Below are 11367 nucleotides of genomic sequence, written 5' to 3' on the forward strand. Positions count from 1 at the left end.
AAGTAATAACATTTCTTGGATCTCTAACTATATAAATAGCTCCTAGCGTTTCATTCTCTGTTGTAAATTCATTGCTTTTAAATGGATAAAGACAATTATGAGTTTTAACAAGATTTAAATCTAAATTTTTAAAAAACGAATTTTGATTAAATATCCAATTTTTACTTGCTTCTTCTTTATTATTAGATCGCAACTTAGAAAATTTCATATTTGGAAACTGATGAATTTTCAGTAATTGATCAAAACTAAATTTTCCATCATCTGAAAAATAATAACTTGCAAGAAATGATCTTAAATAAGTATTTCCACTTTTAGGATAAGATGCAATCCAAATTATCACGATAAATTTCCTTAATTGGAGCGGGCAAAGGGGGTCGAACCCTCGACCTTCTCGTTGGCAACGAGACGCTCTACCACTGAGCTATGCCCGCAAACATAATTCAATTATATGTTCATGATATTAAAAATCAAGAAATAAAGATTTTTTTTATAAATATATCTATAGTAGGTTAAAATTAATTTCTGATGAACAAATTTCAAAATTCAAAAGAATTCAATGAAATAGTTAAAAATCTTAATGATAAAAATTTTTCAAAAGCTTTAAAAAAAATAGACTTAATCTCAAAAAAATATTTAAATGAAAATATTATTTTAAAACTATATGCAATAACTTATTTCAATTTAATGGAATGGGAAAAAGCTATTGAATATTTCAAAAAAAGTTTAAATTTTGAGCAAGCTAAGTATAAAATTTATACAAACATTGGTGTTTCTTATTTTAAATTGGGTAAAATAAATCAGTCAATACAAGCTTTTAAAAATTCAATTGAAGATAATCCAAGTTTTGGATTAGCATATAATAACTTAGGAGTTTCATATCTTGAATTAGGTATGTTTGATAAAGCAGTAGATCAATTTATATCTGCATTAAAATTAAATGATTCTGATGATGTTGCAAAAACTAAATTAATTAATACTTTCAATTTAATTAGGCCTAAAGCTAATGATAAGCACCAGCTTATAAAAATAAATAATAAAATAAATAACTTGGTTAAAGATAATGATATTAATTCTGGATACCATAACAATTATATTAAAATTCTTTTAAAAGAAAGTAATCAATTAATAAATAGATACATGAAAAATCTGAGTTTAAACGAAACACAAATATTTAGAAAAAATTCAGAAAATTTAAATTGTGGAAGACATTTTAAAGTCTTTAATGAATTTAATGTAATACCAAAATATTGCTTTGGTTGTTATAAAATACAAATTAATTTAAAGACAGTAGTTGATCTTATAAAACTATTTTTAATTTTTAATAAGATAAAATTAAAAAGAAATAATATTAGAAAATGTATAATTGAAAACAGAAATAAAATTCAAGGAAATTATAAAGGTTATATTTATTGCAAAGAAATAACAGAAGCCGAAACAATTAAAAAAATGATTAATGAAATAATTGCCCAAGAAGATATTGAAGTAGATAATATTAGTTTAAAACATGGCTGTAGTGAATTTTATGAATCTTATCCAGAATTTAAAAAAATAAATCCTAATAGTGAAAAACAAATGAAATATGATAATGAATGGAAATCATTTGAGGAAATAATAGACTCGAGAGAACCAAAAAGAATCGAGGAAGATAAAAAAATTTTCAGTAAATCTATAGAGGGTATAAATTTGTCAGACATATTAATTATAAATAATTGGATTAGTTATGCTCAAATTATAGGTGATGAAAGCTACAAAAAAGTTTATGATAAAAAAATTGAAAATGTCTTTGTTAATAAATTTTTAGAAGATCAACTAGAATTTAGAAAAAAAGAGCTTAAAATTTAATTATTTACTTAAATCCAACCACTGATATTTGTCTTTATAGTCGTTCAATATATTAAAATATGATTGATATTTTTTATCATTATATTTTAAAACTTTAGATCTTATTTGAGTAAAACTTAAAGTTTTACTATATAAATCTTTCCTCTTATAAAAGTTATGAATGTTTTCATTCCATGTTAATCCACAAAATTTAAACATTTTTTTAGTTAACCCTTCGCTTTTTTCGGTAAATTCCTCGAGATTGATATCCATAATTATTTCTGAATACTTTGATTTAAAATATTTTAAAACTTTATGATAATGATCCATATAAAGAAGAATATCCTCAATGTTATGAGTCCATGATAAATCTGGTAACATTGATTGATATATAGAAATAGCTGAATCTAAAGGATTCCTAAAGGTATGTATAAATTTTGCATTTGGATAAATATTTTTTATAAGCTCAATATTAAAAAAATTTTCTAAAGATTTATCTATAAACTTTTCAAGTTTAATTTCACTGTATTGTGAATATTTTTCTTTAATACTTTTATTTAAAACTTCTTTGTTAATAGTAAATTCAAATTTTTTACTATCAAATTTATCGGAATAAATTTTAGGACCTATTTGATCAATTATCGATGTATTAAACACATTACACTCTCCGACGGAAATTATATTTTCCTCACTAGAGGTCAAGATTGATTCTATCAATGTAGAACCAGACCTTGGTAACCCTATAATAAATATTGGATTAACTAATTCATTATCAATTTCGTTATTATTTTTCTCTTTTACCTCAATATTTAATTTATCAAAAAATTTACTTATGACTTTATTATAATAAAATTGTGCTGATAAATTATAAGCTTTATTTGAATTATAAAAATTTTTGTGAGATTTTTTCAAATGTTCTATTTCTTTTAAATTTTCGATATCTTTTTTAGCTTTTTTGGAAAATAAAAAATCAATAATACCTTTTTGATACAAATTTAATTTATTATCTTTGAATATTTCATATAAACGTTTAAATAAATCATCATTTAGAAAATTAATATCTAACAAATATAAGCCATAATAAGCTCTAACATTAAGTTGGTTAATATTTATTATTTCTAAATATAACTCTTTCGCTGATACTAATTCGCCAATGGCTTGCTTTGCTATAGCTAAATTAAGAAGCCCAGCTTCTGATTTGGGTTCTTTTTTTAAAAATTTATTATAGTAAAATATACTTTTAGTGAATTTATTAAATTCAAAATAAATTAAACCTAGATAAAAGTTAATACTTGTATTTTTTATATTTTTTTTTTTTAAATTTAAAAAATAAGTTAAGGCTTTTGCATACTCTTTATTTTTAATAAGTTTTTGGCCTTCTAAAATATTCATGAATATTTTGACATATTGTTATTTTTTAATTTATTACTATCTTAATAGACATGAAAAATGAAGAATTACCAAAAATCATACCTATTTTCCCATTAAGTAATTTTATAATTTTTCCCAAAACAACAGTGCCGTTAAATATTTTTGAGCCCAGATATATTGATATGATTAATGATAGTATGAAGTCAAATAAGTTTATAGGAATGATACAGCCCAAAACTTCTATTGATGATAAAAATAGACCAGAATTGCATGAAGTTGGCTGTTTAGGAAAAATCACAAGCTTTAGAGAAACGGATGATGGGCGATATTTAATTGAATTAAAAGGAGTTTTGAGATTTAAAAAAAACAAAGAAATAGATACAAAAAATAAATATAGATCATTGGAAGTTATTTATAACGAATTTCTTCATGACTTAGAAAATCATGAGGAAAATTTGAAATTTAGCGACCTGGAATTAATTTTTAAAGATCTTAAATCCTTATTCGAAAAAAAAGGTTTTATCATTAATTGGAAAGCACTTGAAAAACAAAGCTTAAATGAAACTATTAATGCATTAGCAATGGCATCTCCTTTTTCATTAGAAGAAAAACAGATATTATTGGCATCAAAAACACTCGATGAAAGAAAAAATAAAATTTCAGAAATATTAAAAACTTATACACATGATATTTTTGATAATAACACGTTACAATAAATTAAATATTAATTCCTTTATCTGCTAAATTTGTAAAAACTTTATTAATCGAAGGTTGTTTTCCTAAAAACTGAATTGACTTACTTAAAGTATTATTGTGTATTTTTCTTTCAAAATTAAAAAATTCATGAATGAAATCAATGCCATTAGCAAAAATAAAATTTTTATGTTTTGTTTTATTTTCAAATTCAGAATTAATAGAATAATCTAAAGAAAGACCTAGGTTATTTCTATTTTCTATAATTTCTAAAAATGTTTTAATATCACGTATAGTCATATTAAATCCTTGCCCTGCTAGGGGGTGAATTCTGTGCAGTAAATCTCCAAAAGCTAAAAACTTATGATTATAATACGATCGTAAGCTGAAAGATTTTAATTCAAAAGACTCTAGGTTATTTATTTTTTTTATTTTATATTTAAAATTATAATCATGAATTAAATCTTTAATTTTTTCATTTTTACAATTTTTGGAATTCAATATTGAATATACAATTGATGTTTTGTTGTTTGAAATAGGTAAAAAAGCCAAAGGACCTTTTTTAGTGAAAATTTGAGTTGCTGTATCATTTATAATTTTTTTATGCTCGATAATTGTAGTGTGAGCAAAGCTATCATATTTTTTAAGAATTTGTTTAGTAAAGTATTTTTTTGTAATTGGATTCGAATAATCAGTAGAAATGACAATATCATAACTTTCAAAGAAATTTTCTTTTTCATTTATATTTATCATTTTAAAATATTTATTTTTTTTTAAACTTTTATCTAAAATATTATAAAGTTCAGAATTTTTTAAAATTGAGAAAAGTTGATCTTTTTTATTCTTAAAATTAAGTAATTTTTCGTTTTTTAAATTATCAGAAAAAATATCTATCTTTTTTAATTTCCAAATTATTTTTTCAATATTAGTTATTTGATTATTAAAAAATTCTAAATTACTTTTTGAAATACCAAGTGTCCTAGATTTATTTAATTGAAGAGATTTTTTTGCAGGCATAACATCAACAAAAATTTTTAAATTAACTAAAGCTTTTGCTAAAGTTAAGCCTGATAAACCATTACCTAGAATGCAAACTCTCATATTATTTTTAATTTTAACAATAAAAATTAGATGATACAAAGTGGTATAATTGATTCATTTATATGGATATTAAAAAAACAGCTAATTTAGTAATTAATTTTGTTATTAGAAGATTGGCAGAAATCTTTGGAATAATACTTTTTTTTTCAGGAACACTAATATTTATAGCATTATTTACATATTCTCCTGACGATCCAAACTTTATTTTTCCAAACAATACGGAAATACAAAATATTTTGGGATTTCAAGGAAGCTTTATTTCAGATTTATTTTTCCAATCAATTGGACTTATTGCATATCTTCTTGCCTTAACTATTGCTATTACAGGGATAAGTATATTTAGATTAAAAGAATTTTTTTTATTCATTGAAAATTTATTTTTTGCTGTTCTTTATTCAATATTTGGAACTCTTTTTTTAACTTATTTTTATTCAGATGCATTTACACTTTATATCAATGGAAATGGCGGCTTTGTTGGAAATTATTTTAATCATACTTTTTTAAATGGTTTAATTCAAATTAATGAAACTATATTTTTCTATTTTTTAATATTGTTGACTATAATTTTATTTTTAATAAGTATAAATTTTCATCCAATAAATTTTTTTCTAACAATTAAAAAATTAATCAAATCATTTAAAAATAAAGAAAACACAAATTATACTGATAAAAGTGAGATTATAAGTGAGATTATCCCTCAAGAAGAAATTAAAAATTTAATTCAAGAAGATTTGCCTTTTATAAAAGCAGAAAAAAAAGACAGTGCTAAAGTAAAATTTAATTTACCAAATTTAGATTTATTAAAACTTCCAAATAAAAGCGAAAGAGACAACCATAATAAAAGGGAAACTCATGATCCAGAGTTTTTAGAAAAAATACTTTTAGATTTTGGGGTTAGTGGTAATATTAAAAAAGTAAGTCACGGCCCAGTTGTTACTTTAAATGAATTTGAACCAGCTCCAGGTGTTAAAGTTTCAAAAATAATAAATTTATCTGATGACATTGCTAGGAATACAAGCTCAGAATCTGCTAGAATTGCAACAATACCTGGCAGTAATACGGTTGGCATAGAGCTTCCTAACAATTATAGAGAAAATGTTTATTTAAGTGAAATTTTATCTAATAAAGATTTTAAAAAAAGGGAAATTAAATTACCTATCGCGTTAGGTAAAAATATTTCTGGCAATCCTATAGTAGGAGATTTATCCTCAATGCCCCATTTGCTAATTGCTGGAACTACTGGATCAGGTAAATCTGTTTGTATTAATACAATTATTTTATCCCTACTATATCGTCATACACCTGATAAATGTAAATTTATTCTGATTGATCCTAAAATGCTTGAGCTATCAACCTACGAAGGTATTCCACACTTACTGTGCCCTGTAATAACAGAAGCAAAAAAAGCCGCTTCTGTTCTTGGTTGGGTAGTAAAGGAAATGGAAAGTCGATACAGATTAATGACTAAAGAAGGAGTCAGAAATATTGATGGCTATAATACTAAACATAAACTTCCAATGCCTTACATAGTTGTTGTGGTAGATGAAATGTCTGACTTGATGCTCGTTGCGGGAAAAGAAATAGAGAATTATATCCAAAAACTCTCTCAAATGGCAAGAGCAGCTGGTATTCATATCATTATGGCAACCCAAAGACCAAGTGTTGACGTAATTACTGGGACAATTAAAGCAAATTTTCCAACTCGTATATCTTTCCAAGTAACGTCTAAAATAGATAGTAGAACAATTCTTGGGGAACAAGGAGCAGAGCAATTGTTAGGTAAAGGAGATATGCTATATATGTCTTCGGCTAATAGAATAGTTAGAATTCATGCACCATTTGTATCTGATGGTGAAATTGAAAAGATAAATAACTCTCTAAGATCACAAGCAGAACCAGATTATGTTGATGAAATTTTAAATTTTGCAGATGAAAAAGAAATTGGTGATAGTCTGATTAGTGGTGAGAAAGATGAACTTTATGCACAAGCTTTAGAAATAATTAGATCTGAGGGTAAAGCATCTACATCGTTTCTACAAAGAAAACTTCAGATCGGGTACAATAGAGCGGCAAGAATTATTGACATGATGGAAGCAGATGGAATTGTTAGTAAAGCAAATCATGTTGGAAAAAGAGATGTGCTTTAATGCTAAGATATTTTTTTATATTTTTTTTTTTAATGTTTAACTCTTTCTCAAATGCTGAGGTAAGAGACAAAATAATCAAAAATCTAAAAGATACTAAAAATCTAGATTTTAATTTTGAGCAAAATATAAATGGAAAAATAGAAAATGGAAACTGTACCATTGAATACCCAAAAAAAATATTTTGTGAATACGCAAGGAGTAATAATAAAATTTTAGTTTCAAATGGAAAATCTTTAGTGGTAAAATCAAGATCGAGTTACTATAGATATCCACTGGAAAAAACTCCTTTAAATTTAATTTTAGATAAAAAATATTTAATTAATAAAATTTCTGATCTTGAGGCAAGAATTGTAAATAAAAGTTTAATAAATTTTACAATTTTTGATGAGAACAACGAAATTAATATATTTTTTGATAATCAGACTTATGATTTAAGAGGTTGGCAGAATACAGATATTTATCAAAATTTTAATATCACTTTTCTCTCTTCAATAAGAAAAAATAGAGTTCTTTCAAAAAATCTTTTTAAAATCCCAATTCAGAATTAAATATTCAAAATTTCAGTTTTAAATACTTTCATCCCTCTTGAAATATAATTACTCAACGCATTTTTATGATCTAACGAACAAGTATGGACCCAAACACGGTTAACTTTATTTTCAAAAGATTTTTTAATTGCCTCGGATAATAAATAGGAACCTAATTTTTTATTTTGATATTCTTCTAATATCCCAAAATAAGCAATTTCAGTCTCATTTTTTTCTGGGTGAAAAATTAATTCAAAAAAACCAACTAAATCATCATTAAATTTATATACGTATGATCTAACACTCTCATTAGATACATAATTAATCCATTTTTCTTCAGACCAAGTGAGTCTGTCTACCCATTTATGGTTTTTACCAATATTTTTGTAGAAAAATTTATTTAATTGAAAATTTATTGGATCAATTAAACTTAAAGAATAATCTTCTGATGGTTTGTTTCCCTCTTTAAGATCCTTGAGTGAATTTATTTCTAAATAATTTCTTTTAACTTCCTCGGTCACTCAACCATTTTTCCTACTCGTTCACCTCCAAACAGATGAAAGTGTAAATGTGGTACTTCTTGTCCACCATGATCACTGATATTTGCTAAAGCTCTGTAGCCCTTACCTACTTCTGTTGAAATACCAAGCTTTTTAGCAACTATATTAATTCCTTTTAATAATCCAACCATCTCCTCTGAAGAGGCGTTTAAACTAAAATCATCTAAATCAATATATTTCCCTTTAGGAATAACTAAAGCATGAATTTTTTTTTGTGGATTGATGTCATGAAATGATAAAACAAAATCATCCTCATAAATTTTGTTACACGGTATTTCTCCACGTAAAATTTTTGCAAAAATATTATTATCGTCGTAGGCCATTAACAGTTTTAAATTAATTATATCTTATTTTTTATTTTTTATTGTAAACCCATGAGCTTCTAATTGTCTAATTAAATTTTTTAACATCTCATCCCTTGATGTCTTTTGATCACCTATTTTTTCAAAGAATATTGGCTTTAAGCCTCTATCCCTTTTTGATTTAAAATAGTTTTTTATTGATTGTATTGTTAGTTTCATATGACTCCTTTAGCGTTATATTTATAGTCCTAGCAAGTAAAGTTTATTTTCTAAATCAGGACTATTTTATAATATCATTAAATATTATCTTTTCCACCTTTACCAGAAGCTATTTGCCATGTTTTACAATTTGCAATTACAGTAAAGCGTCTTCCTGTAATTTTTTCCTTATCTATATATCTAATATTAAGGGTAGCAGTATCTAGAAATATAGTTCTGTAAGGAAATTTTTTACTTTGATTTAAAGGTGTTATTTCACTTAATAAATAAGAATTATTGCTATCTCCCTCGTGTTCTAGGTGATGTAATATTTCAGCATTTGCTAGGTTTTTTTTAAATATTTTGTAATCCATTAATCGTTTTTCACTTTTCCACTCGACTTTTGGATATATAAAAGCAGAGTAATCATCTATTACCAATATAAAATCTTGGGGGATATTATTATTTAAATTTTTTTTATATATAATTTCATCATGTGCAAATGTTGTTTGACAAATTAAAATCTTAAGAGCATTTTCCTTTTCATAATAACTATATCCAAAAAACAGAACTACGATAAATGCAATAATAAAATGAATTTTTTCTAATTTAATTATCATCAATTTTTCATTGTGAAATTACTTTTTTCGACTATTTAGTTCTTCCATTACTTCCTCGATTTTAATACCACTTTTTTCGAGATACATAATTAGGTGATATAAAACATCTGCAGCCTCATGAATTTTATTAGAGTCTTGTTCTACAGCTTCTATTAATTCATTAATCTCTTCTAAAACCTTTTCTTTTGCTAAAGATTTATCATCTAATAGTTTATTCGTATATGAGCCTTCGATAGGATTACTTTTTCGCTCTCTTGCAAGTGTTACCAAATCTTCTAAAATTTTTAACATATTAAATCCTAACAGGTATATCTTTTGAGGCCAAATATTGCTTAGCTTCATTAACAGAATAAGTTCCATAGTGAAATATAGATGCAGCTAAAACAGCACTGGCACCTGATTTTATTCCTTCTACTAAGTGATCTAATGTCCCAACCCCACCAGATGCAATCACTGGAATATTTACACTTGATGATATTTTTTTCATCAGCTCAATATCATATCCTGACTGAGTTCCGTCTTTATCCATAGACGTAACTAATAGCTCACCAGCTCCACACTTCTCCATTTTAGAAGCAAATTCCAAAGCATTTATACCTGTAGGATTTCTTCCCCCATGAGTAAAAATTTCCCATCCATCTTTGTTTCTCTTTGCATCAATTGCTACCACAATACATTGTGAGCCAAATTTTTTAGAACTTTCTACTACTACTTCCGGATTTTGAACTGCAGCAGTATTGATTGATACTTTGTCTGCACCACAATTTAATAATTTATTGATATCATCAACACTTCTAACACCACCTCCAACTGTCAGGGGAACAAAACAGTTCTTGGAAGTTCTTTCAACCACATCATAAATGGTATCTCTATTTTCATTTGATGCAGTAATATCTAAAAAACAAATTTCATCTGCTCCACCGTCAGAATAAATTTTTGCCTGTTCAACAGGATCACCTGCATCCTGCAGATCAACAAAGTTAATTCCCTTTACTACACGACCGTTTTTCACGTCTAAACAAGGTATTATTCTATTTTTAAGCATCTAATTCCTTCACCAATTCTTCTAATTTAATATCACCATCGTATATAGCTTTTCCAACTATGATACCTTCAATGTTTTTATTATTTAATTCCTTTGCCTTTTTAATATCATCTATTGATGAAACTCCACCCGATATAATTACTGGACAATTAGAAGTGTCAGCAACCTTAACTGTTTCATCAAAATTGGGGCTTTGCTTCATTCCATCTCTATTGATATCTGTATAAATCAATCTACTTACTCCAAAATCATTTACATCTTTTAAATAGTCTAGAGTTAATTCATTAGAAATTTCTTTCCAACCAGAGACAGATAAATATCCATCCTTTGCATCTAAACCTAAAGCAATTTTATTTGGAAATTTTTTACAAGCATCCTTTAAAAAATTTTTATCTTTTATAGCAGCACTTCCTAAAATAACTTTTTCGACACCAGCATCAGTATATTTCTGAATACTTTCAAAATTTCTTACTCCTCCACCAATTTCAATTTTAAGATCAAATTTATTTACTATTTCACGAATAATATCCAAATTAACCGTTTCTCCTGTTAAAGCTCCATCTAAATCAACTATGTGTAAGTTTTTAAAACCATGATCTTTATATTTACCAGCTTGTTCAACTGGGGACATTTCGTATTCAGTTTTGTTATCAAAATCTCCTTTAACTAACCTCACACATTTTTTATCTTGAATATCTATAGCTGGGAATATTTTCATTTGTTTTGGCTTATTTCATAAAGAGTCTTACCTTTATACATCCAAAACTGAGGTCCTGCGATTTTATTCCATTTATAACCCATTTCTTGAACAATTATTAATGCTGACTGTGATAATGAAGTTCTAGTTCCTCTAAAATCTATTTGTCCGTTATCTAACACTTTTGCGGTAATGGATGGATCTTTCTTAAATTCTAAAATTTCACCAGCATCTATCCCTGCTTCATCAAAATTAAATCTGTTTCTATTTCTTTCTTTATTTAGC

Annotated in this window: 14 protein-coding genes, 1 tRNA gene and 1 pseudogene; 4 read left to right on the forward strand and 12 right to left on the reverse strand. The window is 25.8% G+C overall.

The window, feature by feature from the left end:
• Nucleotides 1-340: sulfotransferase domain-containing protein (locus tag AMN83_RS01780; protein ID WP_143323631.1), on the reverse strand; the 340-nt coding region annotated here is incomplete at its 3' end.
• Nucleotides 341-356: 16 nt separating this feature from the next.
• A tRNA-Gly gene (locus tag AMN83_RS01785) sits at nt 357-431 on the reverse strand.
• 94 nt (nt 432-525) lie between these two features.
• Here AMN83_RS01785 and AMN83_RS01790 point away from each other — a divergent pair.
• Nucleotides 526-1842, forward strand: a complete 1317-nt coding sequence (locus AMN83_RS01790) for a tetratricopeptide repeat protein (RefSeq protein WP_075503890.1) — start codon at nt 526-528, stop codon at nt 1840-1842.
• Here AMN83_RS01790 and AMN83_RS01795 read toward each other — a convergent pair whose 3' ends face one another.
• A complete protein-coding gene (locus AMN83_RS01795; RefSeq protein ID WP_075503893.1) occupies nt 1843-3213 on the reverse strand; it encodes a tetratricopeptide repeat-containing sulfotransferase family protein in 1371 nt (456 codons plus the stop codon).
• A gap of 50 nt (nt 3214-3263) precedes the next feature.
• On the opposite strand from AMN83_RS01795, the gene AMN83_RS01800 reads away from it, so the two are divergent.
• A complete protein-coding gene (locus AMN83_RS01800; protein WP_075503895.1) occupies nt 3264-3908 on the forward strand; it encodes an LON peptidase substrate-binding domain-containing protein in 645 nt (214 codons plus the stop codon).
• 1 nt (nt 3909) lies between these two features.
• Here the strand turns inward: AMN83_RS01800 and AMN83_RS01805 are convergent, their stop codons facing one another.
• A complete protein-coding gene (locus AMN83_RS01805; protein ID WP_256998052.1) occupies nt 3910-4986 on the reverse strand; it encodes a Rossmann-fold NAD(P)-binding domain-containing protein in 1077 nt (358 codons plus the stop codon).
• Between the two features lie 62 nt (nt 4987-5048).
• On the opposite strand from AMN83_RS01805, the gene AMN83_RS01810 reads away from it, so the two are divergent.
• The gene (locus AMN83_RS01810) at nt 5049-7133 is read left to right on the forward strand and encodes a DNA translocase FtsK (RefSeq protein WP_075503899.1); all 2085 of its coding nucleotides are present in this window, start codon (nt 5049-5051) and stop codon (nt 7131-7133) included.
• A gap of 32 nt (nt 7134-7165) precedes the next feature.
• Nucleotides 7166-7681: a LolA family protein gene (locus AMN83_RS01815; RefSeq protein ID WP_256998053.1), complete on the forward strand. Its 516-nt coding sequence runs from the start codon at nt 7166-7168 to the stop codon at nt 7679-7681.
• Here the strand turns inward: AMN83_RS01815 and AMN83_RS01820 are convergent.
• The 8 genes and pseudogenes from AMN83_RS01820 to AMN83_RS05180 all read right to left on the reverse strand — a co-directional run.
• Nucleotides 7678-8181 carry a GNAT family N-acetyltransferase gene (locus AMN83_RS01820; RefSeq protein ID WP_075503904.1) on the reverse strand — a complete coding sequence of 168 codons (504 nt, stop codon included), beginning with the start codon at nt 8179-8181 and terminating at the stop codon, nt 7678-7680. The genes AMN83_RS01815 and AMN83_RS01820 overlap by 4 nt on opposite strands.
• Nucleotides 8178-8543, reverse strand: a complete 366-nt coding sequence (locus AMN83_RS01825; RefSeq protein ID WP_075503906.1) for an HIT domain-containing protein — start codon at nt 8541-8543, stop codon at nt 8178-8180. The genes AMN83_RS01820 and AMN83_RS01825 overlap by 4 nt, the downstream gene beginning before the upstream one ends.
• Before the next feature lie 24 nt (nt 8544-8567).
• Nucleotides 8568-8741 carry a hypothetical protein gene (locus AMN83_RS05175; protein ID WP_179850402.1) on the reverse strand — a complete coding sequence of 58 codons (174 nt, stop codon included), beginning with the start codon at nt 8739-8741 and terminating at the stop codon, nt 8568-8570.
• 77 nt (nt 8742-8818) lie between these two features.
• Entirely contained in the window at nt 8819-9340 is a 522-nt protein-coding gene (locus tag AMN83_RS01830; protein ID WP_075503907.1) for a hypothetical protein, read from the reverse strand.
• Nucleotides 9341-9358: 18 nt separating this feature from the next.
• Entirely contained in the window at nt 9359-9631 is a 273-nt protein-coding gene (hisE, locus tag AMN83_RS01835) for a phosphoribosyl-ATP diphosphatase (protein WP_075503909.1), read from the reverse strand.
• A gap of 1 nt (nt 9632) precedes the next feature.
• Nucleotides 9633-10385 (reverse strand): imidazole glycerol phosphate synthase subunit HisF, encoded by a 753-nt coding sequence (gene hisF, locus AMN83_RS01840; protein ID WP_075503911.1) that lies wholly within the window; start codon nt 10383-10385, stop codon nt 9633-9635.
• Nucleotides 10378-11103 (reverse strand): 1-(5-phosphoribosyl)-5-[(5-phosphoribosylamino)methylideneamino]imidazole-4-carboxamide isomerase, encoded by a 726-nt coding sequence (gene hisA, locus AMN83_RS01845; protein ID WP_075503913.1) that lies wholly within the window; start codon nt 11101-11103, stop codon nt 10378-10380. Before hisA ends, hisF begins: the two co-directional genes overlap by 8 nt.
• Nucleotides 11100-11367: pseudogene (locus AMN83_RS05180) on the reverse strand (GIY-YIG nuclease family protein); the annotation flags it as partial. The pseudogene AMN83_RS05180 and the gene hisA, both read right to left, overlap by 4 nt.

Source organism: Candidatus Pelagibacter communis (assembly GCF_001180025.1).
GTDB classification, from domain to species: Bacteria; Pseudomonadota; Alphaproteobacteria; order Pelagibacterales; family Pelagibacteraceae; genus Pelagibacter; species Pelagibacter ubique_A.